Genomic DNA, 26,430 nt, shown 5'->3' with positions numbered 1-26,430 from the left:
GCTGCATTCTATGCAATATACGGCGCTCACTGCTTGAACTGGTCCGTATGTTGCATTCCATGCAGCATACCACGCTCCGGAGCGCCATATCAGGCGCATATGCTGCATTCTATGCAATATACGGCGCTCACTGCTTGAACTGGTCCGTATGTTGCATTCCATGCAGCATACCACGCTCCGGAGTGCCATATCGGGCGCATATACTGCATGCGCCATATCAGGCGCATATGCTGCATCTAGTACAGCAACGTGCGCCCAATTAAAGACGCAAAACGTCAGGCTGGCCTATTGCCAGCCTGCCGCGCGAGAGACAGCCCGAGGCTCACGCTCTTTACATCACTGTCCGCATCCAGCGGCCGATGCGCTCCAGCGCCTCCGACAGATTCGATGTCGAGGAAGCATACGAGCAGCGGATAAAGCCTTCGCCGCCCCGGCCAAATACGGAGCCGGGCACTGCCGCTACCTTCGCTTCCTGCAGCAGCCGCGTAGCGAACTGCTCCGAGCTGAGCCCGGTTGCAGCTATGGACGGAAAAGCGTAGAACGCACCTTGCGGATCCCGGCAAGCGAGACCAAGCTCGCTTAAGCCTTTTACGAACATCCGCCGCCGCTGATTAAACGCCTCCACCATCTCGTCCTTATCCTCCATGCAGCTGCGCAGACATTCGATGGCGGCAACCTGGCCAACAATCGGTGCGCAGAGAGCGGTATACTGATGGATCTTGGTCATCGCCGCGATCAGCTCTTGACCGCCGCATGCGTAGCCAACCCGCATTCCCGTCATCGCAAAAGCTTTGGAGAAGCCGCTGATCACTACCGTCCGATCCTTCATCCCCGGCAAGGAAGCGAAGCTGACATGCTTGCCTTCGTAAGTCAGCTCCGCATAGATCTCATCGGACAATACGATGAGGTTATGCTCTTCCACAAGCTTCGTAATCGGCAGCCAGTCCTCGTAGGACATAACCGCTCCGGTCGGATTGCTAGGGAAGTTGACGAAGAGCACCTTGGAACGGGGAGTTATCGCCTGCTTCAGCGCATCTGCCGTCAGCTTGAACGACTGGGCGGCCGTCATCTCCAGTTCAACGGGCACCCCTCCGTTCAGCTTGCAGATCGGCGCATAAGCAATGTAACCGGGTACCGGAATAATCATTTCATCGCCGGGCTCAAGAAGCGCCCGCATCGCCAGGTCAATCGCTTCGCTGCCGCCTACCGTAACCAGCACTTCCGCGGCCGGTTCGTAGCTGACACCAAAGCTTTTGTCCAAGTACGCTGCAATCTCCTCCCGAAGCTCCATAAGGCCTTCGTTAGGCGTATACATCGTCCGGCCCCGCTCAAGCGCACGGATACAGGCCTCTCTGGCCGCCTTAGGCGTTGCGAAGTCGGGTTCCCCAACCCCTAGCGATATGATTTCCTTGTTTCCCTCAGCCGCGTTAAAAAATTTGCGAATGCCCGATGGCGGCAAATCGCGGACTAGCGGCGTCACCCATGTGCTCGTCGTCAACATGGTTAATCCTCTCCCTGGCCGATTATTTCTCTTTGCGTTCCTCAAGAGAATAATCGATGATGTAGTCAAGCAGCTCGTTGAACTTGATACCAGCCGCTTTAGCCGCCTTCGGCAGCAAGCTGTTCTTCGTCAGACCCGGCAGCGTGTTCGCTTCCAGAACGTACGGAACTCCGTCTTTAATGATCATATCGATACGCGAATACACGCTGCACTTCAGCGACTTGTAGCAGCCAAGCGCAGACGCTTCGACGCGGGCTTGCACATCAGCCGGCAATTCGATCACTTCTTCCGTCGCTCCGCCATCCTGGTACTTGGAGTCGAAATCGAAGAACTCCGAGTTGGCTTTAATCGATACGATTGGAAGCAGCTTGCCGTTCAGCACGGCGCACGTGATTTCTTCCCCGCCAACGAATTGCTCGATCATCACGGAGTCATCCCATTTCAGAGCTTCCTCTACCGCTTCCGCGATTTCTTCCTTCGTTTTGACCAGACGCGTAGCAATACTCGAGCCGCCCGAATTCGGCTTTACGACAACCGGCAGGCCAAGGCGCTCCACGTTTGCCGCGGCAAGCTCCTCCATGCTGGCGACATTAATCCAATCGGCCGTCAGGATGCCGTCAAAGCGGATCAGCTTTTTCGCAAGCTCTTTATCCATGCTTACGCTGCTCGACAACACGCCGCAGCCGGAGTAAGGAATGCCCAGCGATTCCAGCGTACCCTGCACCGTACCGTCTTCGCCGTATTTACCGTGAAGAGCGAGCAGCGCAAAATCGATACCGGCTGTTTTATCGATCAAGTCGCGTTTCGTGTTAATCTCGATCGGCACCACTTCGTATTTGCTGCGATCCAGATTCGCGATCATTTCTTGCCCCGTTAATAACGAAATTTCTCTTTCGGACGAGATGCCGCCCATAATAACGCCGATTTTCATCATGTTGTTAATAAGCCTCCTGAACATTTAATAACCATAATTGTTTATGAAAGAATTACTTCCCGAGCATAGCTTTCGCAGCGTCCCCGATCCTTTGGATCCCTATGACGATATTCTCGTCGGAGACGCGGGAGAAGCCGAGCCGCATCGTATGCCGGCCGCCGCCGTCCGTGTAGAAAATGTCGCCGGGAGTAAACAATACGCCCTGCTCCGTGCAGGCCTGCAGCAGCTCCCGTGTGGAGAAGTTCTTCTCGAACTCGACGAACAAATGAAGCCCGCCGTCGCCTGACAGCCTTTTCAGCGGCAGATACGTCTTGCAGCTCTCCACGGCCAGCTCGTATTTACGTTTGTATTCCGCCTTCGCACGCTTTAAATATTTCTCGAAGTTGCCATTATGAAGATATTGATAGAGCAGCGATTGATCAAGAGTTGATGTATGAATGGTGCGCGCGCGTTTGACGCTTTCCAGATAGTCGATCAGCTCCTTATCCGCCAGAATCCATCCGACGCGTAGGCCGGGGAACAGAATTTTGGAGAAGCTGCCCAAATAGATCGTTCCGTTATTGCGGTTGCCGCCGTAAGCGAGCAGAGGGGCCACATGAGCGCCTGAATAACGAAGCTCTTCATTAAAGCCGTCCTCGATAATCGGAATCCGGCGGTCGTTCAGCATCCGCACCGTTTCCGCCCGTTTCTCGTGGGACATCACGATCCCCGTCGGGTTATGGTACGAAGGAACAAGATAAGCGAGGTCGAATTCCTGCCCGCCAAGCTTCTCTTCCAGCTGTTCTAGGCTAATGCCGTCAGGCTCCATATCTACGCCCGTAATGGCGAATTGGTGCATCTTTAAATTTTTTATTGCGGTATGATGAGTCGGGTTCTCGCATAACGCGTGTCCGCTGCGCTTCCCAAGCGCCGACAGGACAAGGTCGAACCCTTCCGTAAAACCGTTTGTAATGAGCATATCCTTGCCGGCTAGATCGACGCCTTTGTTCTCCATGTAACGCATCAGGATATCGATCAGCGGCTTATACCCCTTAGCGTAGCCGTAATTCAGAATAATGTTGCCTTCCAGCGACATCCGATCAAGGAATGCACGCTTCACATTTTGCAGATCAAACAGCTTTTCGTCCGGAGCGATGCTCGTAAAAGAAATAGCTCCCCGCTTCGCGCGGATGCCATGCTTCATCAGATCATGCTCTTCCGCCGCGCGGGCCAGTTCATTGATTCTCTCGCTCCAGTCAAGCTGCTTGCCGGTGCCCTCTTCCGCCGCAACGCCGCCCGCCGATTGCGCGACGAAGTTGCCTTTGCCCTTCACCGCATATATAAATCCTTCATCCACCAGATCCGCGTAAGCGGTCACGATGGTGTTGCGGCCAACATTCATCAAGAGGCTTAACTCTCGCGTGGACGGTAGCTTCTGATTCGCCTGCAGCGCGCCCGATATCATCAGCCGTTTCATATAATCCTTAACCTGCATCGATACCGGCCGGTCGCTTGCGAATTGAATATCAGAATACACTCCGTCACCTCCATTTAGCGTCTTGCTCCGTAACCATAATCTTATCATGGCACAAAATAGCTCCAAGCAAAAGAACCACGCCGGGCGTTATTCGCCTTCAGCGTGGTTCTTAGACAAGATTCGCTTTGTTTTCTTTACTTCGCCGTCACGCCGCCGTCGACAGGCAATTCGATGCCGGTCAGGTACGACGCGTCATCCGACGCGAGGAACAGGACCGCCTTCGCAACCTCAACCGCTTGACCTACGCGCGGCAATGCGGTCTGGGACAGGAACCACGCGAGCATTTGCTCGTTGCCCACGAACTCCTTGCTCATAGGCGTCTCGATAAAGCCCGGGTGCACGGAATTGACGCGGATATTGTCCTTGCCGTAATCAACCGCAGCAGCCTTGCTCAGCATGCGGACAGCGCCCTTCGATGCCGTATAAGCGCCGGCTCCTTGGCTGCCGGTAATGCCGGCGATCGACGAGATATTCACAATCGATCCGCCGTTATTTTTCTGCATATGAGGTACAACATGCTTCATTCCGAGAAACACGCTAGATAGATTAATGTTCATGACTTTGTCCCATTGCTCGACCGTGGTATCCAGCATGCCGACAGCAAAGGAAATACCCGCATTGTTAACGAGGATATCGATTCGGCCATAAGCCTCTACCGCCGCTGCGACAACGCCGATCCACTGCTCCTCGGAAGCGACATTATGCGCGATTGCCATTGCTGCGCCGCCTTCCGCCTCAATCTCCTTCACAACGGCCGACACCGCTGCCTCATTAATGTCGGTAGCAACTACCTTCGCGCCTTCGCGGGCGAACAATAACGCTTCCTCCCGGCCCATGCCGCTTCCCGCGCCCGTAATAATAGCTACTTTATCTGCTAGACGACTCATTGATCATCTCTCCCCAAAAAATAAAATGATAGTGTGTATATCACTATGATATAAACTATATCACCATGTTTGGGCAAGCGCAACGCTTCTTGCCTAGAAGGAGTTGCCATCGTTATAATACCCATATAATTGATGGCTGATTAGCCCATGAAAGGTAACGACAAATGGATGCAAAAGAACGGTACGAGAAAGAACGAAACGACGGCAAACAGCAGAGACAGCTGGCGATTCTAGATGCTGCCGAAAGCGAGTTTATACGCCGGGGCATCGAGAAAACCACCATGCAGCATATCGCGGACGCGGCCAATATCGGCATCGCTACGCTGTTTCGGTATTTTCCGAAGAAGGAAAAGCTGATCGTTGCGGTGGCAACCATGCTGCTGCAGCCGATTCATGACGCCTTCATGGCGACCGCCGCCCTGCCGCTGACTTGTCTGGACAAGCTGGAACGGCTATTCGACTTCCTTATCGAGGAGCATAACCGCGCTAGCGCCAAATTTATGGTCGACTTCGACAGCTACGCTGCCCACTCGCAGGAGCCGGTCGAGGACATGGAGACGTTTGTAGCCCTGCATCGGCGGATCTCGTTGCATTTCGCGGCTATTGTACAGTCCGGCATCGAGGACCGCTCGGTCCGCCCGGATCTGCAGATCAAAGAAACGTTGACGACGATCATGAACACCTTTGGCCATTTTTCACGGCAGCTGTCGCTGCAGAACAACATTCTGCTCTTCGAATCGGATCTCGAATCAAGGCCGCAGCTGCTCATCCTCAAAGGGATGTTCCTGGAATACGTAAAGAACCCATCATGAAATCGCGCCAGAACAAAAAGAACGCTTGCCCGCACGGTACGGGAAGCGTTCTTTTATTGTTAATCAGGTAAATAAATAAGGGCATGAATCCATAAGCTAATTAAAATTTAGCCCATAGAACCTTTCGGCATTGCTGAGACTGGCGTAAATATCGGTGCTGGCTCCTCCCATGAACCAATAGGCAAGGCCAGCCAGATTATAATCCATCGCCTTTTTATATTTGGCGGCAAGCGAGCGTCCATCCTCGATCCAGAGCTGATGCTTAAGGCCGTTAAGCTGATACGAGGCGGTATATTGCGAAACCGATGCATCCCATGCCGGGAGCAGCGAACGGTTGCGGACGATGTTATTTTGCTCAATAAGCGTCAATTCTGTTGCCGTTACCTTCCCGGTCTTATCCGTGACCCAGTCTTGATTGTAATAAGGCAGCGCCAGAATAACCTTGCTTGCGGACACTTCCTTGAGGATCTTGGTGATGGCATAGTCCACAAAGGGCAGCGAAGCGACTGAGCCTGCAATTGGACTGGTGCTCCAATGCTCGTCGTAAGCCATCAACACCATGTAATCGGCCGAAGCGCCAAGCGCCTGATAATCAAAGCCTTCGGTCCAGTCGCTGCCAAGGTCGGGCGATACGCATACCGAGACCAAGGCGCCAATCTTGTGCAGCTTCGCGCTAAGCTCGCTAATAAAAGCGGTCAAATAAGCACGATCTCCGGGAGCGACGTTTTCGAAATCAATGTTCAGTCCCTTCAGTCCGTACTTCTGCACATAGCCCGTAAGCTGATCGACCACTTTACCGCGGTACGTCGCATTGGACAAATTCTGATGCGTCACTTCCTGGTTCGAGCGGTTACCGACCATCGCCCAGATTTGTCTTTTGTTTTTACTTGCCCAGTTGACGAGGGACTGATCCGTATAGTCGGCCACAGCTCCAGCCGGATCGAAGAAATACCAGCGCGGGGATAAACTCGTAACGTTTGCTTGGAGAACCGACAGCTCGTATTGGGCCGCCGTCTGGCCATATTGCCAGCCAAGCTGGATGCGCGTAGAAGACTGCGAATTCGCAAGCGCGGAGGCCCACTTTACATTTTGCAGCGCACGGTCAATGACAGCGGCTGTTTCCTGTCTGGTCATCCCGTTCGCGGGATTGAAATTTCCGTTAGCATCTCCGGCCATAAGGTTAAGCGCAAGCGCCGCGCCAACCGCCTTATCCGCCCAATCCGCAATCTTGTCAGCGTCGGCAAAAAACGAGGTATCGCCGGATACGCCGGATTGCTTGAATGCCCGAATAAGCATAATTGCCGCTTCTTGCCTTGTTACGGGCTTCGCCGGCTCGAAGGTATGCGCGCTTGTCCCATCCACGAGGCCAACCTGCACGGCAGCCGCAACCGCGTCGTAATACCAGTCTGTTGCCTTCATATCCTTAAATGGATTGATCTCGCCGTGAACGGTCTTGATCCCGAGTACGCGGTCCAGAATCGTAATGAATTCCGCCCGGGTAACGGGTTGTTTCGGCGAAAAGGTTCTAGCGGAAGTACCCGATAATATTTGTTTGTCGTATAAGCGAATGATAGAGTCCTTGGCAAAGCTGCCCGCAATATCGTCAAAAGGCAGCTTGTCCGTGCTGGCTGCATCAACGGTTGGAACGATTCCCATTAGGCAGGACAATGCTGCAGCTCCCGCGACCCATCTCTTAAACTTGCTAGCAATCAAGAGAATGTCCTCCTAAAAAATAATAGATTAGGTCATGATTCTCTAATGGTAACAAAGTTGCGGCGAGGGTTCATCGGCAAGAAAATGGCAATCGGCATCCGGTGCAGCCGTACTTCCGGTACAAGCGTCATAGAGCTGCATTTATAATTGGTCAAATGCCTCAGGAACAAACACCCAAGCACCTTCGAGAAAACCGTCATAAGTTATAGAGTACTCAAGACGTAAGGAGGTGCATGTAGAATGTCCGGTTACGTTGGTGGTGTTAACTCTACAGGTTTCATCCTGGTGCTTTTTATACTGTTGGTGATCATAATTTGCGGTTGTGGCTTTGGTAAATTTTATTAATCCCTAGCTTATCTGCACGAATCATCCCAGCAGCATACGAAGCTTAATCTGCAAGCAAAAGGCCCATTTCGATGGGCCTTTTGCGCGTTTTATGGAGGAAGCGGCTTAACGAACTGAACATGCCTTATGCCGGCGAGCCTAATGAGAGAACTTCTACCGTGGCTCCTTTTTGCACATGCCCATCATCCATTCGGAAGCCCATTGGAAGCCAGTCGGGACATGCTGGGGCTGCTGCATTCCCCTACCCCGGACGGGGGCAAGCGAATGTCGAACTATGCTACAATGGGACAATCCGAGTGTTTAGGAGCTTACATAATTGCGCATGCTAATAGATAGATTCATAGATTAAGAGAGAGAAACGGACAGCTGGAGAGGAGACGTTAAGAAATGCCCGAACCTTTGGCACGGCAGAATACGACCGTTGGCCGAATAGGTCAGCCGTATGTCAGGCCGGAACAGAAGCAGAAGCGAAGCCGGGTTATGACCTCGCTTGTTTTGGTTGCGATTATCGTGATGGGCTGGAGATGGATCCAATCCGTACAGGATCACCCCGCTCCTGCCCGGGAGCAAGCGCCGGCAAAAACCACGGCAATAGCCGGCCTTCACCCGATTGTTGCCGAGAAGGCAGATGAGCTTGTTGCCCTGACCGGCAAGCAGGGTATCAAGATTATGATCACCGACGATTTCCGCTCAAGCGAAGAGCAGAATGCCCTTTACAAGAAAGGCCGCTCCGAACCGGGACAAGTGGTCACCAATGTCAAAGGCGGCGCATCTTACCATAACTATGGCCTCGCGGTCGATTTCGCGCTGGTCAAGCCGGATGGCGATGTGATCTGGGATATGGAATATGACGGCAATGGCAACGGCAAGTCCGATTGGATGGAGGTCGTCTCGGCAGCCAAAAAGCTTGGCTTTGCCTGGGGCGGAGACTGGACAAGCTTCAAGGACTATCCCCACCTTCAAATGGACTTTGGCTACTCGATAAAAGATCTGCAGAACGGCAAACGTCCGCCTGCAACCGAATAAAGAAATGGCCCTGCGCTCATTATTCAGCGCAGGGCCATTCCTTTTTATGTGCTTAGCGATGCCGCGCATCGCTAAGACTCCCTAGTACTGCCCTTTCAACCTCCTTAACGATGTCCCGCATCGTTAAGCTTCCCGGGCCCCTCCTACTCGGCCAAGCGAAGCAGCTCGCTCACGGTAACCAACTGGTAACCGCTCGCCGTCAGCTCCTTCGTCAGCACGCGCACCGCTTCTACCGACTGCGAACGGTCGCCGAATCCGTCGTGGAAGATCAAGATGCTGCCATTTCGCACTTCCCTGCGCGTCGTTTCGAGGATATGGTCAACGCCCGGCATATCCCAATCCTTCGCGTCCATGTTCAAAGCGCCAATAGACGGATATCCATCGCGTTCAAGCATGGCATGCACTCTTTCGTCCCCCGCCAGATAAGGCAGACGCATCGTTGCAGCCCGCGCTCCCGTCACTTGATTGATAAGCTCTTCTGTCCGCGAAAGCTCGCTTTCGAATTCCTCATCGGACAGCTCGGTCATATTGGGATGCGTATACGAATGGTTGCCGATCTCATGCCCCTGTTCATGGACAAGCCTCGCTACCTCCGGATGAGCAGAGATTTGCTCGCCGATCATATAGAAGGTTGCTTTCCCCCCGGCTTCAGCGAAGATCTCCAGCAGCTCCGGCGTGTACACCGGATTGGGTCCATCATCAAACGTAAAAGCAACAGCCTTGCTGGACGTATTAACGGATTGAATTAACATAACGACTTAGTTCATCTCCTGTCAGCTGATCTCTTCCTAGTATAAATCTCTCTCTAGCGGCTTGTAACTAGATAAATGACGGGTCAAGCCATAACAATTAAAGGTTTATAGATAAACAACCCTACAAGTACTTATAATCCAGGAAGGTCGCGGCCTGTCCTCTGTATATCCCCTGCTCATCCACCAGATTCCACACCGTAGCGTTAACGATATAAAACCTCCGTCCCGATCTGGAGATCCGAATACCGGTATAGTTATCGACATAACCGTGTGCCGTAACCTGCGTAAAAAACCGATCCCGTTCCGCCCGTTCCATCGGCTCAGCCGTGAGCCGGGAAGGCGTGCTCGTAAGCTGTTCCCACGTCATCTCCCATAGCCCCAGAGCCATACGGTTGCCGTAATTCAGCACCGGATCGCTTTCCGTCCCATGCGACAAAACCACTCTCGGAGCCGTAAACAGCAGCTCCTCCAGTCCCTTCTCCTTACTATCCACGCCGGGCACCAATTCCTGCCCCGTCCATCTCCGGTAGCTGTCCGCGAGCAGCTTGCTATGCTCGTAAGTTGCACCCACGCCTGTCAGCGGCTTGTCCATCTTGATCCTCCTAAAAGCATCTGCTTCTTATCTCGCTTCGTTTTCCTTACTCTGCAGCAGCCACTGTTCAGCCGCTTTTAAATCATGGCATATATAATCCGGCTCAAGCCCTTGCGGCTGCCGCTTATTCAGGCGGTTCAGCCAGATCGTCCGAATCCCTAGCCTGCCTGCTCCGATAACATCACTGCTATAGGAGTCACCGATATGTACAATCTCCGAGGGCTTGAGACCGCAGCGCTTCATGCCCTCAAGGAACAACTCCGGACGCGGCTTATAAGCCCGTACATCCTCGCTAGTAATGATGTCCGTTACATTTATCCCATGAAACATAGCCGCAGCCGCAATATCCGCCGTATCGATATTGGATAAAATATAAATCGGAAGATGATTGAAAGTCGACAGAAAAGGCAACGTGTCCTCATATAATTCCGGCTTCATCCAATGCTCAAACTGCCTGCGGATAAGCTGCTCCGCCGAACACTCCGACCGGAAATGCGCCAGCGTCTCGGCAAGAGACAGAAGCCCCAGCTCCCGCTGCGGCTTAAACCGTTCTCCGAAGCTGGCATCAAACAAGCCCGACAGCGTTTTCCACCAATATTGACCGATCTCGCCCGGCTCGCTGGAGGTCTCCATGCTTGCCAGGATCTGATCGTAAATCTGCGGTAAAATATCGTCGTCTTCATGCACCAGCGTCCCGTAAAAATCAAGAAAAATAGCTTTTGCCCTCATCCAGACTATCTCCTTTCAAGCGCAGGCAAACATAAAAACACCTCCATACCTAATCGGGACGATTAAAACGGAGGTGTCTATTCATTGTAACGCCCTGCTACTTCTTCAAAAACTTGCGGATGCCGTCTACCGCCGCTTGATGGTCTTCTTCGCCGGTCAGACCGGATACGGTAATCGTGCCGACTTTGCCTTGGCCGCGGACGATAATCGGGAACGATCCGCCTTCGCCTTGATAGTCGGACAGCGGCAAGCCCGAGCTTTCCGGGAACGTTGTCCCTTGGTCACGGAACATCTCGCCAACATATAAAGAGCTGTGGCCAAAGTGGTTCAAAACATTTTTCTTCGTATTCACCCAATAAATATTGTCCTTCGAAGTACCCGCCATATAGTGGGTATAAAGCGGATGCTCATCGTTCTCGATATGTACGGCAATCCCTTTGCCAATCGCATCCTTCGCATGCTGGACCACGATATTGCCTAATTGCAGTGCGTCTTCATTGGTGAAAGAATCGAACTGAAGCTCCTCTTCCTGTGCAAGCAATGTCTTCATCAAATCGTTCATGGCTCTATCTCTCCCTGCATCCGAATCCTAACAAAACCATCTTACTATAAAAATAACCCCTTGGAAACCGCAACGCTTAGGCTCCAAGAGGTTCGTCCGTTACAGGTTTTTCACCCAATGCGGCTTCGTATAATGACTGACGCCGCCTGAGCCTAAAAACCTGTCTTTTATCGTATGCACGTCCCACGATTCGGCTTGGACATCTACTCCTGCGGAGCTATCGATTATGCTACTATGAGAGCAAACATATAGAGACTGCCAAGGGAAGGATGGAGACAGCATGATTGAACCTGTTGCATTAAATAAAGGAACACCAGGCGAGCCTTGTCCGATTGAAGCTGCGCTGGACGTCATAGGAACCAAATGGACCTTCCTTATTATCCGCGATCTGCTGATCGAGGGGACGTTACGCTTTAGCGATCTGCTGAAAGGAATGGAAGGCATCAGTCCCAAAACGCTGTCGCTCAGGCTGAAAGAGCTTGAAGCAAAAGGGATTATCGAGCGCAAGGTATACCCGGAGGTGCCGCCTAGAGTGGAGTATACGTTAACGGAGAGGGGCAGGCAGCTGGAAGGGATTTTTATCGAATTGAAACGGTTTGGCCTGACTCTGGCTGAAAAATAAAATAACCCGTTATCCTCGTTCCGGCACAATACTTACTTTTCGGTAACTATATGAATTAAATAACACTACTTCCCAAACGGAATTAATAGCGTTATGCTGTGCTCATTGCAAGAGTAAAGCGCTCATACATTCAAAATTGGGAGGAATCAAAACATGCTGCAGAATCAAAGAATCGCCATTATTGGAGGAAGCTCGGGGATTGGACTGGAGACGGCACGGCAGGTTATGGAGCAAGGAGCTGAAGTGGTTATTGCAAGCCGTTCGGAAGCTAAGCTGCAGGCGGCCGCCCGTCAATTGGGTCCTGCCGCATCCGCTTATGTGCTGGATACAACCGATGAGGAGCAGGTGAAGCTCTTTTTCGAGAAGGTTGGGAATCTGAATCATCTTGTAGTAAGCGCGGCCGAAACCTCGGGCGGCCCTTTTCTTCAGACCGAGTCTGCTCGTTCCCGCGAGCTGTTCGAGAATAAATTCTGGGGACAATACTATGCGGCCAAATATGGCGCTCCTAAGCTTGCGGATCGTGGATCCATTACCTTATTTTCAGGTGTTGTCGCTTATAAAGCGATGGCCGGTTCAGCTGCTCTAGGCGCGGTCAACGCAGCCGTCTCGAACCTGGGACAGACGCTTGCTCTTGAGCTGGCCCCGATTAGGGTCAACGTGGTCTCTCCCGGTATTATCGACACTCCTTCCCGAAGCAAAATGCCGGAGGAGGCGCGAAATCAGCTGTATCATACCGTGGCCGGGAAGCTTCCTGCCAAGCGGATTGGCTCAGCTTCGGATGTTGCGTTATGCGTGCTTTATCTGATCCAAAACTCGTTTGTTACCGGTACCGTCCAGCATGTGGACGGCGGGCATAGGCTCACCTAAGCTATTGGAATCGTTTGGTTAAAATTTGTAACATACTCGAAATGTAACGTTCATCTTTCTTTAATGAACATTGCCTATAATAGAACTCAACCCCCCTTTTAATAATATAAATACTTAGCCCCACAGCACCGTGCTGTGGGGCACTTTCTTTGTATGGAGTTACTTGATTTTGCTGACGATCTTCAGCACGGCGTCCCGCGTCAGTTTATTGCCGCCGACGGCAATCAGGTTAACGGTTGCATGGGCAAGGGACAACGGGATTTGGCAGAAAGTGCGCGCAGGACCCTTTTTCAAATCCGCGAGATATTCATCCGCCAGCTTCAGATTGCGCCGGGTGTAACGCAGCATGTCCTTGAGGTCCCAGCCATCCGGGAAGAAGTCAACGCCGCGTTCCATATCCTCCGACCGGTTGCGCATAATGTTAACCGCTTGCAAGCCGCGGCCAAATGCAACCGCTTTTACACGGTCGGTCTCCGTTCCGTCATACCAGCGCCAGATATCGGACAGCATTTCGCCTACCATGCCGGCAACGCTATAGGTGTACTTGTCCAGATCCTCTTCCGTACGGATATTCCACGAGGTTCCAACCCAATCCGCCATCTGTTCAGCCATCATCGTAATGTAGTTGTATACGGTAGGGGCAATGCCGGCCGGGCACAGCTTCGCCCATTCGGACATCCTTACCGTAACTTCCGGGAGCCTATCCCGGTGAGGCTGCCACACTTGATGAAGCGATTCCTCGATATTTTGCGATTTCATCGCTTGCGCTGCCCCAAGCAGCAGTTCTTTTTTGATTGGAGCCGGCAGCTTCTCGTCGTCTTCTACCTCGTCAATTGCTCTCATGCACAGGTAGGCGGACGACACGGCTTCTTTCAACTCCGGTATCAGCTTGCTGATGGGAATATAAAAGGTCCGGCTTGTCAGCTTGAGCATCGTCATTGCGTCGTTCAACATCATGTTCGTAATGGGAATTCCCTCCATACCACGGTAAAATCTCACGAAAAATTTCTTATGTATCCATCATACTTTAACATTTCACCAAAAGTAAAATTTTCGACCCAATTCGACCGATATGAGGGTTAAAACGGGCTGTTCATCGTCTGTCGGGGCACTTCAGGGGCGATGCGCTCCTCTGGGGGAGCTTAACGATCTGCCGTATCGTTAAGTATCGCAATCTTGTACGGATGCCGTAGGTAAGCGAAGTCCAAAAAACGTACGCCATCCTTAAAATCACTTACCTCGTATTCCCCATGCAAATGCTCCGTCTGTCCGATTGCCGGCAACCACACTTGCTCCAAGAATAACTTCTCCGCGTGTCCATGCTCTTTAAGCATACAAATCCTCCCCTGAAAATAAAATAACCGCCCCTTCCGTCACAAACGGAAAAGAGCGGTGTGCTTCACACGCTAATTTAATGCAATTATATACCAACTTTTGTATTTATAATAGACACTTTGATTAGTTCCGGATTAAGCAACCCTCTCCCCCTTACCCCTCTCCTCTAATATTCTTCACCGAAGAGGCGATCTGGGCGTACAGCTTAGGATTGGAATGATAGCGGAACAGCTGGAACTGCGGTTTCGTATTGGCCTCGAGCAGCCAGACGCGGTGCTCGGTATCGATCGCTACATCCAAGCCAAGCTCGGTAATGAGCGGAAAATGCTTTTTCATCCCGGACGCAACCTTAAACGCCATATCCCGAAGCTTCGTCTCCCATGGCTCGCATTCCTGCCTCGTAAGGCCAAGCGCCTGATGCAGCCGGATCGCTTTCCCCCCGCTGCTATGGTTCGTCACGAACCGGTTAGGCGCCGCTACCTTGCCCATAACGCCAAAGAACTTCCAGGTTTCATCCCGACGCAAATGCAGAAGGATACGAAAATCTATAGGGTTCCCGTTAATCTGGATCAGATCGATTCCCTGCTGCATGAGATACCGCTTGGTACCGATCAACTGCTTCAACTTGATAGCCGCGAATTTCGCGGATTGGAATGAATAACGGCTGTCCTCCGTCCGAACGACGATTCGGCCATCCTTATAATATACCTTCATGACGCCCTGTCCCTTCATGCCGAGATCCGGCTTCACGAACAGGACGGGGTAACGGTCAATCATGCTTATAAAGCCTTTTGGCGTAAATTGCTCCGTATCCGGCAAGTAATCACGGAGCTCTTCTTCACCCGACAGTGCTACATGCTTTAACCATTTTCGCCCCGGATATTTAATCATATAGCCTTTCATGGTGGAATCTCCTCCATTGATGTACAGCAGTTACATGTCCTTCTGCATGAGGCTAATCGCTTGCTCCATACTATTCCTTCAAGCCTCAAAAAGTACCTTCAACGGACGCCTGCCCCTTGAGGAATGGGCGTTTATCCCATGCCGGACAAATATCATTCTTCATATGATAATACACAGTTCCGACTACAGCTTAAGGCCACAGGACAGGAGAAACAAAGATGAGCGACATCTTAGGAATCATGACCCATCGATTCGGCCATCCGGGAAGCTTCGCAAGACATGCCAAATCTGCTCTCGCCGAGAAGTTCAGCGGCATTCTCGTTTACACCCCTAAAGATGTGAATCTGACAACCAGAAGAATAACTGGCCACGTATATAACGGCGGAACCTGGAGCAGGAAGACAATGCCTTTCCCCCGGATAAACATGGATATCGGATTTTACAAAGGATCGCAAGTCGCCAGAGCCACTCTGGTCAAAAAAGCACCCTCTTTCCCGTTTACCGGCTACGGCCTCGGCAACAAAATGCGAATCCAGAAGCATCTGCTTGCCTCCCCCGTTCTGAAGCCGTATCTTCTGCCTACTGAACTGGTGAAGGACCCTAGCAGCTTTTTAGCCTTTGTGAAAAAGTATAATAGCGTCATGCTGAAGCCGATTAACGGCTGGGGCGGCAGAGATATCGTACGCGTCACGCTGGAGCAAGGACAGTACAAAGTGCAGAAAAACGGTGAGCAAACGCGATTAACGAGCGCTCTGGGCATCCGTTCGTTAATTAGACGCGCGTTGAGCAAGGAACGTCAAATCATGCAGCAGTGGATCGATATCCGGAACAAGCAAGGAGTTATTTATGACATTCGCGCGCTGATTTTGAAGAAAAGCGAAGGGAACTGGGAGACAACGGGGATTGCCGTGCGGGAAGCGCAGCGCGGCCGGATTACGTCCAACCTGAAGAGCGGCGGCCATGCCTTTGAAGCAAGCTCCTATCTAAAAAAAGAATTTGGCGACGAGAAAGGCGAAGCTCTCGCCAAATCCGTCCGCGAGCTCGCGGAATATATTCCGACGTTTACGGAGAAATCCTATGGCGCCCGCCTTTGCGAGCTTGGCATTGACCTCGCGGTGGATGTTCATGGCAAGCTGTGGCTGCTTGAGATCAACATTAAGCCCGGTAAAACGATTATGCGGCAGGTATACGGAGTCAAAGCCTGGGAGCAAAGCCGGCATACGCATTTTCAATACGCCCGCAGCCTGCTTCCAATAAACAAATAAACGGAGATGAACTATGAGCACGGAAATAACGATAGCCGCGGTCGGGGATTTCCTGATGAAGACGCGTATTATTAACTCCTGCAAAGGGGATAAAGGTTATTCCTTCGACCATCTGTTCGAGCCGATCGCCCCTTATCTGCGTAATGCCGATCTAACGATCGGCAACCTGGAAACCGTATTTGCGGGTAAAACCTCCGAGGACGCTTACAGTGTGGTGAAACGGAATCCGCGTACGAACTGGCCTATGTTCAACTGCCCGGATGCTTTTGCCGATACCTTAAAAAATCTTGGCTTCGACTTTGTCTCGACAGCCAATAATCATTGCATGGACAACGGCATTAACGGTCTGAAGCGTACGCTCAGAATTTTGGATGCCAAAGGGATTGCCCACACCGGTACTTACCGAACGCAGAATGAAGCACAGCATCTGGTCGTCAAAGAAGTCAAAGGCATCAAGATCGGCTTCCTTGCTTATACGAAAACCACAAATAAAATCCCGGTTCCCTCAGACCATAAGTGGGCGGTAGACCTAATCAATCCGGCCAAAATGGTATCCGACCTGAAACGGATGAAAGCCAAAAACGTCGATCTGACTATCGTATGCCTGCATATGGGCAGAGAATACTCGAATTATCCGGTACAAATGCAAAAAGATATGGTGCAATTATTATTCAAAAATGGCGCTGACATTATACTCGGTGCTCACTCGCACACCATTCAGCCAGCCGTCTTCTACAAAAGCGGATCGGGTATCCGCAGATTCGCCATCTATTCCCTCGGCAATATCATTTCGACCCGCCTTTACTACAACGACCATACTTTAACCGGACTCATTACTCAGCTCCAGGTGCGCAAGCTTGATGATGGCACCATTCGCATCAAGAAGGTCGACTTTATCCCAACCTGGACGCGGATCAGCAAAACGGGAGGCCGAAGCGCTTTTAAAGTCTTCCCTCTTACCGCCCATTTAAAAAAGCTCGATCCGTCCAGCGCCGAAGCCGTCCGTATGAAAAAAATGATCCACCATGTCCGCCAGCATATCGTAAAGGACTCTGACTCCGTCAACGCAGAAATCATCTAACCACAAAAAAATGCCGTACGGATCACTCCGTACGGCATTTTCCTGTTCCTTTAAACAATTAAATATTGTCTTTCTTATCTTCAGTTTTAACTGATACGGAGTCAGTCGAATGTTCCTTGAGAAGCGAAGCGTACGCCTTTGTTCGGAGATTCCCACTTAAACCAATTGAATCATGGAATCTCCGAACAACAGCGGTCGAAAGAATATTCGAATGCGTAGTTTGCATCAAAACTAAGATAATAAGAACTAGTTAATCACGCGACGTCCCACGATGAAACGCTGCTTATAATAGCTCGAGTTAACATCCGAAATAATAACGTCTGCCGAAGGACTTGCGTTATGAATCATTTTGCCGTTGCCGATGTAGATGCCGACATGGCCTACGTCTTTATGGTTTTTCGAGCCGCTGTTCCAGAAGAACAGAAGATCGCCTTTTTTGAAGTTGCCGTAGCCGACTTTAGTGCCCACTTTTGCTTGAGCATCATCATCACGGTTAACCAGGGTAACGCCAACGTTAGCAAGTTTATATACAAGCGCCGTGTAACCGGAGCAGTCTGTTGCGTAAGGGGCTTTTTTTTCTTGACGGTCTTGCCAATGTACGTAATTGACTTTATTTTTTAAGTTTAATGCCGTTTGGACAACCTTCGCTCTTTTCGCGTCTGCTGACATCGCGGCATCCGCAGTCGTATGAAGAAGCGCTGTTACCGGTAATGCGATAGCCACCAATAGCATCGCGATTTTTGTCATGAATTTCATTTGTTGTTCACTCCCTATCAATCGTGATAGGGCTATTATAAATAACGCTCCGAACCCAAGAACACCCGCAAAAATTGGCAACGAGCGGTAAATGAAAGCGTTAAGAATGCTGTAATCTAGGCGTTTCTTGGGTCTTAACCACTTTCTGAGAATCCTATGAGTCTATGATGAGTATTTTCTTACTTGTTGCATCCTATCAACTATGCTATAATCCTGATTTTTCATTTTTTACACCGGGATTTAAGGATAAAAGCCCATTCTTCCATCAAGGAAGAACGGGCTTGGAAAAATGATCTCTTCTATTATAGTGCTTTCAAAGCATTTGCAATTTCGATACATAAATCCTCGGCCTGCGGCACAAAGCCCAGACGGTCGATAAAAGCATGCGTACAGCCTTTGTACCGGATGGTCTTGACCGGTACGCCGGCGGCCGCAAGCTGCCTGCTGTATACTTCCGACTGAATGCGCAGCCCATCAAATTCGGCTCCTACGCATAACGTACGCGGTAATCCGGTGCTGTCAGCCAGAAGCGGACTGACATAAGGATTACGGACATCCTCCTCATTCGGCAAATAATGCTCCCAAGCCTTTCTGCCTTCCGGGTCGGCTTCGGTAGGCCGTCCAATCCCCAGCATCGGATCAATCATCGCTCTTTGTTCATCCGCCATCTCGAATTGGGACAGCTCCCACCGATAACCGTTCACCCCGTTAAGGAAGGTCACGCACGGATAAATCAGCACCTGCTGGGCTACCATACGCGTACCTAAATCCCGGTCCTTGGTTGCTACGGCAGCAGACAGGTTGCCGCCGGCACTGTCGCCGCCTACGGCAATCCGGTTCCGGTCGATGCCGTATTCCTCGGCATGCTCGTAAATATATTGAACGGCATTAAAGCAATCGTCAAATCCGTTAGGGAACTTATGCTCCGGAGCTAATGAATAATCAATATTAAAGACAACGGCATCGGCCAGCTCGGCGATCAGCCGGCAAGGGTTCTCCACCGCAAACACGGTACCGCCGATCCAGCCGCCGCCATGAATATAAATGAGACAAGGCTTATTAGGCTTACGCATCGACTTGCGCGGGTAGTACCGCCATAGGCCAACCTCATTGTCGCCAAGCTTTACGCGTTCGTAACCGGTGTAAATCTCAACGGTATTCAAATTACGGTTCGGAAATCCCATGGAATCCCGAATAAGCTGCAGCTGCTCGGCTGGCGACGGAGGCTGGGCTGGGGCAGCCTTTTGTTCCCCGGCCCATTTCCTAATAATCTGAAGCTCGTAAGGATCCAGATAACCGGCCCTCGTCTCTTCCGGATTAACCTTCACAATAACCTGCGTATCGTTCAAGTTTACTTCTTCCTGCTGAGACTGCAGGGCGTTCACAATTTCCTGGCTGTATACTCTCATTGACAGAAGCCTCCCGGGATGCGAAATGGTATCCCTTCTTACTTCTCCTTGAGCTTGCGAACATCCTTTATTTGTTCTTGGCAGGCTGACCGGAAGGCAGATAGACCATATGATCGTCATGCTCCGACAGATCCTCCAGCCACGATGCTTCTGGAGGACAATCCAGCATGATAAAACGGCCTTTTCCTTCTTCTTGATAGTGATGATATTTCACGTAGGCTTTGCCGCCTTCTATATCCAACAATTCAACCTTGCCATAATCATGGGCCATCAAAAGCCTGATCCGCTTTCCAAGCTCCGCGGTTAGTTCTTTTGCTTGCTGAACGATAGAAAACTGCGTTTGAAGGGACAGACTAGACTCGGGATATGAAGGATTAGGACGGTTAATAATAAAGGAATATGGCGAAACCCCAGCCTGGGACAGCTGATCAATCAGCTTGCCTAATAGAAGAGGGTCATTATTAACGCCCTTGACAATAGGGGTTTGATTAAGAACGACAACTCCCGCCTGGTGAAGGGCATTAAATGCTTTCTTCGCTTCGGACGTTAGTTCTCTCGGATGGTTAATCGTAGTCATCAAATAGATCCGCTTCTCCGGACTCGAGAACCGGCTTAACATCTCTAATAGTTCATGGTCCTCATAAATTCGCATTGGATTATGAACCGGCATTCTGGAATCCAGCCTAATCGTGCCGATATGCTCGATATCCCGCAGCTGCTCGATAATTCTAGTCAGCTTGGCAATACCTAACATCAGGCTATCTCCCGTCAACACAACCTTATGAATCTCATTATGTTCTGCGATGTAAGCAATTCCTTCTGCTGCATGGGATACGGGGAGAAGAACCATCGATTGATAAATGTGCTTACAGCCGGCAGCTTCCCAAGTGAACTCCTGGATCACGTGAGGGGCTTCGCCCGCCGCAATCAGATGCTTGCGGATCGGATCCTTCGGATCATCCCAGTCAATCAGATTTAAGTAATAATCATTGACGCGAAAATGCTTCTTAAGCCGTTCTCTTTCCGCCTCCGACAGACCTGCCGATCTACCGTTATCGGCCATTGGTTGTACCATTTCGCATCCCTCCAAAAGGTTATTAAAAGCATCACCTATGCCGGGAAGTCCATCCCACCTCCACGAAAAATGAAAAAAAAGACCCCCGCAGCACAGAGCATGAACATGGTCTGCGTGCATTTTGGGCCTTTAAAACAGAAAAAGACCCAGCAAGGGTCTATCGTTTGCAATGTTATTCGCAAAAGACCCATCTCAAAGCTGACGAGGTTAGCTGACGGACTCGGGATAGATGGTTCCCTACAGCCGATAACCGGCTGATTCGCCCCAAAAGATTGGTTTCCCCGCTTCTCGGCAACGCCGAGAACTAAGCTTATTATAATTATCTCACAATTCTTAATATTGTCAACAATTAATCAATAATAATCCCCGCCCAATTTCCCAAGGGATGGTTGGACGGGGTTACGTTAACTCTCTGCGGTTACTTCTTATCCACTTGAAGAAGAAATAAGTGCTTAACCGAAAATGTATCCTTGATGGTATCTTCGGATATAACATTCAGCTTGATGAGACCGGCGATTTTGGAGGTATCGGGCTTCGAAAGCAACCGCCATACATCGGGATCGGGAAGAGCAGCATACAGCTTGCTCTCATCAAATTCCTTGCGCTCCTGAGAAACAATCTTCACCTTGTAGCTGCCTACCTCCAGTTCGGAGAGGTCCAGCTCGGCGCAATGCTGTATAATTTCACCGCGCAGCTCGGATAATTCCTGCTCGATTTCCTTCTGCTTTTGCTTAAGCTGATAATAACGCTTGACTTTGTTATCCTCCACCACATTCACGCTCCTCTTAATCAAATGTATGATCAGAGGTGTGAAATTAGGACTAGATCTTGTCCACTATCTGGCAACTAGCCCTCTCTTGCGGTATGCCCAATGATTCGTTGGGCCATGTCCGCTGCCGACGATAATGCCGTCTTCAATGGCGGCTTGTATATAGGCTTTTGCCTGGCGAACGGCTTCCTCGATTTCAAGCCCTTGAGCGAGGCCTGCAGTGAGCGCAGCCGAATACGTACAACCGGTGCCATGGGTGCGGGCCGTTTCGATCCGTCTGCCTGCCAGCTCGCTATAACAACTGCCGTCGAAGAGCAAATCCACCGCTTCAGCTCCTGCTTCATGCCCGCCCTTGATCAGGACATAACGGGCGCCGAGGCTGGACAGCTTTTTCGCCGCTTCGAGCTTGTCGGCCTTGTTGCGAACGGCCATCCCGGTCAGATGCTCGGCCTCCGGAATGTTTGGCGTAATAATCATCGTGAGCGGCAGCAGCTTGCGGCTTAAAGCCCGGACGGCTTCTACCTGCAGGAGCGACGCGCCGCCTTTGGCGATCATAACCGGGTCTACCACAACCTTCTTCCAGCCGAAGAAAGCAATCGCCTCGGCTACTTCCTCAATAATCTCGGCACTAAACAACATGCCGGTCTTCAAAGCATCAACGCCGATATCGCTGCCGACGGAGTGAATCTGCGCCTTTACCGCTTCCTTGGCGAGCGGGTATACGCCTTGCACGCCAAGCGTATTTTGCGCTGTAATCGCCGTTAAGGCCGACATCCCGTAAGCGCCAAGCTCCTGGAATGTTTTCAAATCCGCCTGAATGCCTGCTCCGCCGCCGCTGTCCGAGCCGGCAATCGTCAAAGCCCGGGCTACATTGCCGTTTATGTATTCCGCCATTTTTATTTCACCCCGTTTATCGTTTAGTAGGAAAACCGTTCCGGCGCAAACGCCGGCAGCCTGCTGCCGTTATCGATATAATCGGCCACAACCTGTGCCGTTACCGGGCTGAGAAGAATGCCGTTGCGGTAATGGCCCGCCGCCATAAGGACGCGGCCGCCCGATTCCTGCAGCGGTCCAAGCAAAGGGAAACCGTCCTGCGTGGATGGCCGGAGGCCTGCCCAGCGGTGGAACGGCTCCCGCCCCTCCAGAAACGGAAACGCCTGCTTGTTCCATTTGCGCAGCCGCTCGATTCCACGCTCCGTAACGGTTGTATCAAAGCCCGCCACATCCTCGGAAGCTCCGCATACGAGCGTACCGTTTTCTTTTGCAACCAGATAACCCTGATTGCAGAACACCATGTGCTGTACCGGCTTTACTTCCGCTTCATAAGCGCAAATCTGACCGCGGATCGGGTACACCGGAATACGGATGCCGAATACATCCTCAAGCTCCTGTGCCCAGGCGCCGGAGCAGACGACCAGGCGGTCGCCGGTAAAGCTCCAGCCGGTCTCGGCGGTAACAACGATATCCTCGCGCCACTTGTCGACGGTTACCGAGCCTAGCTGCTCGAAGATTCGAACACCGGTCAGGCGGCATGCTTGCTCGAGCGCCAACACGTAATCCGGCGCGTAGACATGGCTTTCCTCCGGCGTGTAAAGAGCGGCCTTCACCTCGCGGGACAACATCGGCTCCTGCCGGAACAGTTCATCCCCTTCCAGCACAATACCGCTTGATCCATGCTCGTTCTGCCAGAGGCGACGTCCCTCCAGAGCCAGACGGTCCGCTTCGTGATAGGCAATATAGAGACTGCCCGAATCGGTATATTCGAAGGTGCTGCCGGATACCTGCCGGACCTCGTCGCGCCAGGACGGATACAGCCGCAGGCTTTCCCGGCACAAGCGGAAGAATTCATCCGGCCCTTCCACATTTTCCGAGTAGGGGGCGAGCATTCCGGCCGCAGCCCCGGAGGCCTGCCCGCCGCAGCGGCCAATCTCTAAGACAATAGCTTGATGCCCCCGCTTCTGAAGCTCGAAAGCGCAGGAGAGACCAACTACGCCTCCGCCCATAATGACAATCGTTTCTCCCATGATTAGACCAGCTTTCTATCAAATAATCGGCCCGTTACTTCACAATAAATTGCTCGTGACCGCTGCTTGCCGATGCGTAACGTTTTTTCGAGATCCGTCCCGATAAATACGACAGACGACCCGCTTCAATAGCCAGCCTCATCGCCCGCGCCATGCCAACCGGATCCTTCGCTTTGGCAACCGGCGTATTCATTAAGACGCCCGTCACGCCAAGCTCCATCGCCTGCGCAACGTCGCTGACCGAACCAAGGCCCGCATCCACGATAATCGGCACCTTCGCTTCCTCCACGATCAGGCCGATATTATAAGGATTCAAAATGCCAAGCCCCGTACCGATAGGCGCCGCTCCCGGCATGACGGCCGCCGCTCCGGCTTCCTCCAGCCTTTTGCACAGAATCGGATCGTCCGATGTGTAAGGAAGGACCGTAAAGCCTTCCTTGACGAGAATTTCCGTTGCCTTCAGCGTCTCGAGCGGATCGGGCAGCAGCGTGCGCTCGTTGGCGCTAATCTCGACCTTGATCCAATCGCTCAGCCCCGAAGCCCTTGCGAGCCGGGCAATACGGACCGCTTCTTCGGCCGTGCTTGCGCCGGACGTATTCGGCAGGAAACGGAAGCTTTCCCCTTCCACATGCTGCAGAATCGAATCATCTTCGGTTGAAGCGAGATTAATCCGGCGGATCGCAAAGGTCAGCACCTCCGCCCCCGACTCCCGGATCGCTTCCTTCTGCACGTAAGGGCTTGGAAATAATCCCGTCCCGATAAAAAACCGCGAGGTGAGCTCATGTCCCCCGATATGCCATATATCCTTTTTCATCCTATTTTCAGCCTCCCCCGACAAAATGAACCAGCTCTATCCTCATCTGCGGCCTTACTTCCGTGTCCGGCCACTGTTCCTTCGCGATAATCTCGCCATCCGCTTCAACGACGACCGGACGCCCTTCCAGTCCGAAATGAAGAATGACATCCCCGATCGTGCGGGCATCCAGCTCTTGGGACTCGCCATTAACGATCAGCAGCATGCGACTCCCCCGCTCCTTCCAGCTTGCGGAGGAAGGCCTGGCAGGTGCCCGCGACATCGGCGCTTCCGACAATCTCGCTTACCGCGCAAATTCTTGTTGCTCCCGCCGCAAGCACTTCATCCACGTTGCCCAGCTTAATTCCGCCAATCGCGACAAAAGGAATGCGGACCTTTTCCGCTACCTGCCGAACGTATTCCACCGTTACAGGATCAACGACATCCACCTTCGTCTTTGTCGGGAATACAGGCCCAACGCCGATATAGTCGGCGCCTTGCTCTTCGGCAAGCAATGCCTCCTCAATGGCGTGCGTGGAAATGCCAATGATTTTATCTCCGACGCGTTGTCTTGCTTCCGTGAGCGAGACGTCGTTTTGCCCGAGATGGACGCCGTCGGCGTCTACTTCCAGCGCGATGTCGATATAATCGTTGACGATAAACGTCACGCCGTATTTCCGCGTCAGCTCCCGCAGTGCCTTCGCCTTGCGCAGCACCTCTTCCGGGCTGCCGTCCTTATCCCGCAGCTGAATAATATCCACGCCGCCTTTGATTGCTTCCTCCATCACTTCCAGCATGTCGCGGCCGGGATGGAATTGCTCTCCCGTGATCGCGTACAGACGAAAATCCTTCATCCTGCTCTCATCTCCTCTATGATCAATATCCGATATATCTCGCGTACAGCGTCTTGGCGCGGACAAGATCCTCCGTCCCCTGCACAAGCACCCTGCCGTCCGGGAACAGCACCAGCCGCTCTCCTTCCGGCAGCTCGGCTTTAAGCAAATAAGCGTTAAGCTCCACCTTCACCGCAGCCGGCTCCAGCCGTTTGCTCCATTGCCCCAAATCCAGCGGTCCATGTCCGCTGATCTGAACCGTACTGCGGCCGCATAAGGACACCGTGGAATCCGTTTCCGTCACCTGCAGTGCCGGATATTCCTTCAGCTGGCAGCAAGGGCAGACTTTCTTCGCCTCGCCAAGCTTCATTTCATAGTAATAGTTGCTCCACAAATCGAAGGTAACCAGACTATTCCGTCTGGCCTGATCCGCTTCAACCAAATATTTGAGCGCTTCTACCGCCTGGTAGGAAGCGACGATATCCACAACGGGCGCAATGACGCCAATCGTATCGCAGGTTTGGCCGCCGCTGTCCGCCGACGGGAGGAAGCAGCGCAGGCAAGGCGTTCTGCCGGGCACCAGAATCGCGCTCATGCCGCGCGAGCTGACCGCACCGCCATAGGTGAACGGAATGCCTTTACTGAAGCACGCATCGTTGAGCAGGAACCGGGTCTGGAAGTTATCCGTTCCGTCCAGCACGAGGTCCATGCCGTCCAGCAGCCCGTCAATGTTGTGAACGGTCACATCGGCCACAACCGCCTCGATCCGCACATCCGAATTAATCCGGCGGAGCTTGCGCTCCGCGGCAATCGCCTTCGGATAACCCTCGCGCACATCGTCCTCGTCATACAGCATCTGGCGCTGCAGATTGCTTTTCTCCACATAATCCCGATCCACGATGCGGACCCGTCCGACGCCGGCGCGAACCATATGATTCGCCAGCACGGTGCCAAGCGCGCCCATCCCGATCACGCATACCGAGCTCTCGCTCAGCTTCCGCTGACCTAACTCGCCGATTGGCGCAAACAGCATTTGTCTTGAATATCTCTCCAGTGTCTCATCCATCTGCCAAACCTCCTAAAAAGAATTGTCACACAAATGGACTCTTTAAGGCCATTGTGGCAATTCTTACTTCGTAAGCATTCACTTAAAGAATTGTCACACAAATGGACTTTTTAAGGCCATTGTGGCAATTCTTACTTCGTAAGCATTCACTTAAAGAATTGTCACACAAATGGACTCTTTAAGGCCATTGTGGCAATTCTTACTTCGTAAGCATTCACTTAAAGAATTGTCACACAAATGGACTTTTTAAGGCCATTGTGGCA

At 51.9% G+C, this 26,430-nt stretch carries 28 protein-coding genes and 1 riboswitch; of the genes, 6 read left to right on the top strand and 22 right to left on the bottom strand.

The window, feature by feature from the left end; genetic code table 11:
- Positions 1-331: 331 nt before the first annotated feature.
- The 4 genes from WFJ73_RS13765 to WFJ73_RS13750 form a co-directional block, all read right to left on the bottom strand.
- Positions 332-1,501 carry an aminotransferase class I/II-fold pyridoxal phosphate-dependent enzyme gene (locus tag WFJ73_RS13765; protein WP_336773618.1) on the bottom strand — a complete coding sequence of 390 codons (1,170 nt, stop codon included), beginning with the start codon at positions 1,499-1,501 and terminating at the stop codon, positions 332-334.
- A 22-nt stretch (positions 1,502-1,523) separates the two neighbouring features.
- On the bottom strand, positions 1,524-2,432 hold the full coding sequence (locus WFJ73_RS13760; protein WP_336774009.1) for a D-alanine--D-alanine ligase: 909 nt from the start codon (positions 2,430-2,432) through the stop codon (positions 1,524-1,526).
- A 55-nt stretch (positions 2,433-2,487) separates the two neighbouring features.
- Positions 2,488-3,951 carry an aminotransferase-like domain-containing protein gene (locus WFJ73_RS13755; RefSeq protein ID WP_336773617.1) on the bottom strand — a complete coding sequence of 488 codons (1,464 nt, stop codon included), beginning with the start codon at positions 3,949-3,951 and terminating at the stop codon, positions 2,488-2,490.
- 134 nt (positions 3,952-4,085) lie between these two features.
- On the bottom strand, positions 4,086-4,838 hold the full coding sequence (locus tag WFJ73_RS13750; protein ID WP_336773616.1) for an SDR family NAD(P)-dependent oxidoreductase: 753 nt from the start codon (positions 4,836-4,838) through the stop codon (positions 4,086-4,088).
- Positions 4,839-5,002: 164 nt separating this feature from the next.
- Between WFJ73_RS13750 and WFJ73_RS13745 the strand changes: the two genes are divergently transcribed.
- The gene (locus WFJ73_RS13745) at positions 5,003-5,650 is read left to right on the top strand and encodes a TetR/AcrR family transcriptional regulator (protein ID WP_336773615.1); all 648 of its coding nucleotides are present in this window, start codon (positions 5,003-5,005) and stop codon (positions 5,648-5,650) included.
- A gap of 96 nt (positions 5,651-5,746) precedes the next feature.
- Here WFJ73_RS13745 and WFJ73_RS13740 read toward each other — a convergent pair whose 3' ends face one another.
- A complete protein-coding gene (locus WFJ73_RS13740; RefSeq protein WP_336773614.1) occupies positions 5,747-7,363 on the bottom strand; it encodes an S-layer homology domain-containing protein in 1,617 nt (538 codons plus the stop codon).
- 732 nt (positions 7,364-8,095) lie between these two features.
- Here WFJ73_RS13740 and WFJ73_RS13735 point away from each other — a divergent pair.
- Positions 8,096-8,734 carry a M15 family metallopeptidase gene (locus tag WFJ73_RS13735; RefSeq protein ID WP_336773613.1) on the top strand — a complete coding sequence of 213 codons (639 nt, stop codon included), beginning with the start codon at positions 8,096-8,098 and terminating at the stop codon, positions 8,732-8,734.
- 143 nt (positions 8,735-8,877) lie between these two features.
- Here WFJ73_RS13735 and WFJ73_RS13730 read toward each other — a convergent pair whose 3' ends face one another.
- The 4 genes from WFJ73_RS13730 to WFJ73_RS13715 all read right to left on the bottom strand — a co-directional run bounded on the left by WFJ73_RS13730 (position 8,878) and on the right by WFJ73_RS13715 (position 11,369).
- On the bottom strand, positions 8,878-9,486 hold the full coding sequence (locus WFJ73_RS13730) for a polysaccharide deacetylase family protein (RefSeq protein WP_336773612.1): 609 nt from the start codon (positions 9,484-9,486) through the stop codon (positions 8,878-8,880).
- 121 nt (positions 9,487-9,607) lie between these two features.
- A complete protein-coding gene (locus WFJ73_RS13725; protein ID WP_336773611.1) occupies positions 9,608-10,078 on the bottom strand; it encodes an MEKHLA domain-containing protein in 471 nt (156 codons plus the stop codon).
- Between the two features lie 27 nt (positions 10,079-10,105).
- Complete coding sequence (locus WFJ73_RS13720) at positions 10,106-10,807, bottom strand: HAD family hydrolase (RefSeq protein WP_336773610.1); 702 nt, start codon at positions 10,805-10,807, stop codon at positions 10,106-10,108.
- A gap of 97 nt (positions 10,808-10,904) precedes the next feature.
- Positions 10,905-11,369 carry a heme-degrading domain-containing protein gene (locus tag WFJ73_RS13715; RefSeq protein ID WP_336773609.1) on the bottom strand — a complete coding sequence of 155 codons (465 nt, stop codon included), beginning with the start codon at positions 11,367-11,369 and terminating at the stop codon, positions 10,905-10,907.
- Positions 11,370-11,649: 280 nt separating this feature from the next.
- On the opposite strand from WFJ73_RS13715, the gene WFJ73_RS13710 reads away from it, so the two are divergent.
- Complete coding sequence (locus WFJ73_RS13710) at positions 11,650-11,991, top strand: winged helix-turn-helix transcriptional regulator (protein WP_336773608.1); 342 nt, start codon at positions 11,650-11,652, stop codon at positions 11,989-11,991.
- Between the two features lie 153 nt (positions 11,992-12,144).
- On the top strand, positions 12,145-12,858 hold the full coding sequence (locus tag WFJ73_RS13705; RefSeq protein ID WP_336773607.1) for an SDR family oxidoreductase: 714 nt from the start codon (positions 12,145-12,147) through the stop codon (positions 12,856-12,858).
- A gap of 159 nt (positions 12,859-13,017) precedes the next feature.
- On the opposite strand, the gene WFJ73_RS13700 is transcribed toward WFJ73_RS13705, so the two are convergent.
- From WFJ73_RS13700 to WFJ73_RS13690, 3 genes are all read right to left on the bottom strand, one after another.
- Entirely contained in the window at positions 13,018-13,839 is an 822-nt protein-coding gene (locus WFJ73_RS13700; RefSeq protein WP_336774008.1) for a phytoene/squalene synthase family protein, read from the bottom strand.
- A 161-nt stretch (positions 13,840-14,000) separates the two neighbouring features.
- Positions 14,001-14,192 carry a hypothetical protein gene (locus tag WFJ73_RS13695; protein WP_336773606.1) on the bottom strand — a complete coding sequence of 64 codons (192 nt, stop codon included), beginning with the start codon at positions 14,190-14,192 and terminating at the stop codon, positions 14,001-14,003.
- A gap of 154 nt (positions 14,193-14,346) precedes the next feature.
- On the bottom strand, positions 14,347-15,096 hold the full coding sequence (locus tag WFJ73_RS13690; RefSeq protein WP_336773605.1) for a YheC/YheD family protein: 750 nt from the start codon (positions 15,094-15,096) through the stop codon (positions 14,347-14,349).
- A gap of 218 nt (positions 15,097-15,314) precedes the next feature.
- Here WFJ73_RS13690 and WFJ73_RS13685 point away from each other — a divergent pair, with 218 nt between their 5' ends.
- Together WFJ73_RS13685 and WFJ73_RS13680 are read left to right on the top strand one after the other, a co-directional pair.
- The gene (locus tag WFJ73_RS13685) at positions 15,315-16,361 is read left to right on the top strand and encodes a YheC/YheD family endospore coat-associated protein (RefSeq protein WP_336773604.1); all 1,047 of its coding nucleotides are present in this window, start codon (positions 15,315-15,317) and stop codon (positions 16,359-16,361) included.
- A 13-nt stretch (positions 16,362-16,374) separates the two neighbouring features.
- Entirely contained in the window at positions 16,375-17,442 is a 1,068-nt protein-coding gene (locus WFJ73_RS13680; protein ID WP_336773603.1) for a CapA family protein, read from the top strand.
- A gap of 246 nt (positions 17,443-17,688) precedes the next feature.
- On the opposite strand, the gene WFJ73_RS13675 is transcribed toward WFJ73_RS13680, so the two are convergent.
- From WFJ73_RS13675 to WFJ73_RS13630, 10 genes are all read right to left on the bottom strand, one after another.
- The gene (locus tag WFJ73_RS13675) at positions 17,689-18,198 is read right to left on the bottom strand and encodes a C40 family peptidase (protein WP_336773602.1); all 510 of its coding nucleotides are present in this window, start codon (positions 18,196-18,198) and stop codon (positions 17,689-17,691) included.
- 302 nt (positions 18,199-18,500) lie between these two features.
- Positions 18,501-19,607 (bottom strand): alpha/beta hydrolase, encoded by a 1,107-nt coding sequence (locus WFJ73_RS13670; protein WP_336773601.1) that lies wholly within the window; start codon positions 19,605-19,607, stop codon positions 18,501-18,503.
- A gap of 67 nt (positions 19,608-19,674) precedes the next feature.
- Positions 19,675-20,682 (bottom strand): KamA family radical SAM protein, encoded by a 1,008-nt coding sequence (locus WFJ73_RS13665; protein WP_336773600.1) that lies wholly within the window; start codon positions 20,680-20,682, stop codon positions 19,675-19,677.
- A 182-nt stretch (positions 20,683-20,864) separates the two neighbouring features.
- A riboswitch (cyclic di-AMP (ydaO/yuaA leader) is annotated at positions 20,865-21,003 on the bottom strand.
- Positions 21,004-21,100: 97 nt separating this feature from the next.
- Positions 21,101-21,451 carry a hypothetical protein gene (locus tag WFJ73_RS13660; protein ID WP_336785282.1) on the bottom strand — a complete coding sequence of 117 codons (351 nt, stop codon included), beginning with the start codon at positions 21,449-21,451 and terminating at the stop codon, positions 21,101-21,103.
- 66 nt (positions 21,452-21,517) lie between these two features.
- Positions 21,518-22,345 carry a bifunctional hydroxymethylpyrimidine kinase/phosphomethylpyrimidine kinase gene (gene thiD, locus WFJ73_RS13655; protein WP_336773598.1) on the bottom strand — a complete coding sequence of 276 codons (828 nt, stop codon included), beginning with the start codon at positions 22,343-22,345 and terminating at the stop codon, positions 21,518-21,520.
- A 23-nt stretch (positions 22,346-22,368) separates the two neighbouring features.
- Positions 22,369-23,475 (bottom strand): glycine oxidase ThiO, encoded by a 1,107-nt coding sequence (gene thiO, locus WFJ73_RS13650; protein WP_336773597.1) that lies wholly within the window; start codon positions 23,473-23,475, stop codon positions 22,369-22,371.
- 34 nt (positions 23,476-23,509) lie between these two features.
- Positions 23,510-24,289, bottom strand: a complete 780-nt coding sequence (locus WFJ73_RS13645; RefSeq protein ID WP_336773596.1) for a thiazole synthase — start codon at positions 24,287-24,289, stop codon at positions 23,510-23,512.
- A gap of 7 nt (positions 24,290-24,296) precedes the next feature.
- Positions 24,297-24,494: a sulfur carrier protein ThiS gene (gene thiS / locus WFJ73_RS13640; protein ID WP_336773595.1), complete on the bottom strand. Its 198-nt coding sequence runs from the start codon at positions 24,492-24,494 to the stop codon at positions 24,297-24,299.
- Positions 24,478-25,122, bottom strand: a complete 645-nt coding sequence (thiE, locus tag WFJ73_RS13635; RefSeq protein ID WP_336773594.1) for a thiamine phosphate synthase — start codon at positions 25,120-25,122, stop codon at positions 24,478-24,480. Before thiE ends, thiS begins: the two co-directional genes overlap by 17 nt.
- A 22-nt stretch (positions 25,123-25,144) precedes the next feature.
- Positions 25,145-26,167, bottom strand: a complete 1,023-nt coding sequence (locus WFJ73_RS13630; RefSeq protein ID WP_336773593.1) for a thiazole biosynthesis adenylyltransferase ThiF — start codon at positions 26,165-26,167, stop codon at positions 25,145-25,147.
- Positions 26,168-26,430: the final 263 nt, after the last annotated feature.

Source organism: Paenibacillus sp. MMO-58 (assembly GCF_037146255.1).
Lineage (GTDB): Bacteria > Bacillota > Bacilli > Paenibacillales > Paenibacillaceae > Pristimantibacillus.
The sequence above is the reverse complement of the archived record's forward strand: the minus strand, read 5'-3'. Positions and strand labels throughout refer to the sequence as shown.

What these genes read in the sequence shown, in the direction of transcription:
- WFJ73_RS13675 (WP_336773602.1), bottom strand. Translation starts at nt 18,198, where the DNA reads ATGAAATTCATGACAAAAATCGCGATGCTATTGGTGGCTATCGCATTA.
- WFJ73_RS13715 (WP_336773609.1), bottom strand. Translation starts at nt 11,369, where the DNA reads ATGAACGATTTGATGAAGACATTGCTTGCACAGGAAGAGGAGCTTCAG.
- WFJ73_RS13685 (WP_336773604.1), top strand. Translation starts at nt 15,315, where the DNA reads ATGAGCGACATCTTAGGAATCATGACCCATCGATTCGGCCATCCGGGA.
- WFJ73_RS13720 (WP_336773610.1), bottom strand. Translation starts at nt 10,807, where the DNA reads ATGAGGGCAAAAGCTATTTTTCTTGATTTTTACGGGACGCTGGTGCAT.
- thiE (WP_336773594.1), bottom strand. Translation starts at nt 25,122, where the DNA reads ATGAAGGATTTTCGTCTGTACGCGATCACGGGAGAGCAATTCCATCCC.
- WFJ73_RS13630 (WP_336773593.1), bottom strand. Translation starts at nt 26,167, where the DNA reads ATGGATGAGACACTGGAGAGATATTCAAGACAAATGCTGTTTGCGCCA.
- WFJ73_RS13690 (WP_336773605.1), bottom strand. Translation starts at nt 15,096, where the DNA reads ATGAAAGGCTATATGATTAAATATCCGGGGCGAAAATGGTTAAAGCAT.
- WFJ73_RS13695 (WP_336773606.1), bottom strand. Translation starts at nt 14,192, where the DNA reads ATGCTTAAAGAGCATGGACACGCGGAGAAGTTATTCTTGGAGCAAGTG.
- WFJ73_RS13645 (WP_336773596.1), bottom strand. Translation starts at nt 24,289, where the DNA reads ATGAAAAAGGATATATGGCATATCGGGGGACATGAGCTCACCTCGCGG.
- WFJ73_RS13745 (WP_336773615.1), top strand. Translation starts at nt 5,003, where the DNA reads ATGGATGCAAAAGAACGGTACGAGAAAGAACGAAACGACGGCAAACAG.
- WFJ73_RS13760 (WP_336774009.1), bottom strand. Translation starts at nt 2,432, where the DNA reads ATGAAAATCGGCGTTATTATGGGCGGCATCTCGTCCGAAAGAGAAATT.
- thiD (WP_336773598.1), bottom strand. Translation starts at nt 22,345, where the DNA reads ATGGCGGAATACATAAACGGCAATGTAGCCCGGGCTTTGACGATTGCC.
- WFJ73_RS13730 (WP_336773612.1), bottom strand. Translation starts at nt 9,486, where the DNA reads ATGTTAATTCAATCCGTTAATACGTCCAGCAAGGCTGTTGCTTTTACG.
- thiS (WP_336773595.1), bottom strand. Translation starts at nt 24,494, where the DNA reads ATGCTGCTGATCGTTAATGGCGAGTCCCAAGAGCTGGATGCCCGCACG.
- WFJ73_RS13665 (WP_336773600.1), bottom strand. Translation starts at nt 20,682, where the DNA reads ATGGTACAACCAATGGCCGATAACGGTAGATCGGCAGGTCTGTCGGAG.
- WFJ73_RS13735 (WP_336773613.1), top strand. Translation starts at nt 8,096, where the DNA reads ATGCCCGAACCTTTGGCACGGCAGAATACGACCGTTGGCCGAATAGGT.
- WFJ73_RS13710 (WP_336773608.1), top strand. Translation starts at nt 11,650, where the DNA reads ATGATTGAACCTGTTGCATTAAATAAAGGAACACCAGGCGAGCCTTGT.
- WFJ73_RS13705 (WP_336773607.1), top strand. Translation starts at nt 12,145, where the DNA reads ATGCTGCAGAATCAAAGAATCGCCATTATTGGAGGAAGCTCGGGGATT.
- WFJ73_RS13670 (WP_336773601.1), bottom strand. Translation starts at nt 19,607, where the DNA reads ATGAGAGTATACAGCCAGGAAATTGTGAACGCCCTGCAGTCTCAGCAG.
- thiO (WP_336773597.1), bottom strand. Translation starts at nt 23,475, where the DNA reads ATGGGAGAAACGATTGTCATTATGGGCGGAGGCGTAGTTGGTCTCTCC.
- WFJ73_RS13750 (WP_336773616.1), bottom strand. Translation starts at nt 4,838, where the DNA reads ATGAGTCGTCTAGCAGATAAAGTAGCTATTATTACGGGCGCGGGAAGC.
- WFJ73_RS13680 (WP_336773603.1), top strand. Translation starts at nt 16,375, where the DNA reads ATGAGCACGGAAATAACGATAGCCGCGGTCGGGGATTTCCTGATGAAG.
- WFJ73_RS13765 (WP_336773618.1), bottom strand. Translation starts at nt 1,501, where the DNA reads ATGTTGACGACGAGCACATGGGTGACGCCGCTAGTCCGCGATTTGCCG.
- WFJ73_RS13700 (WP_336774008.1), bottom strand. Translation starts at nt 13,839, where the DNA reads ATGGAGGGAATTCCCATTACGAACATGATGTTGAACGACGCAATGACG.
- WFJ73_RS13725 (WP_336773611.1), bottom strand. Translation starts at nt 10,078, where the DNA reads ATGGACAAGCCGCTGACAGGCGTGGGTGCAACTTACGAGCATAGCAAG.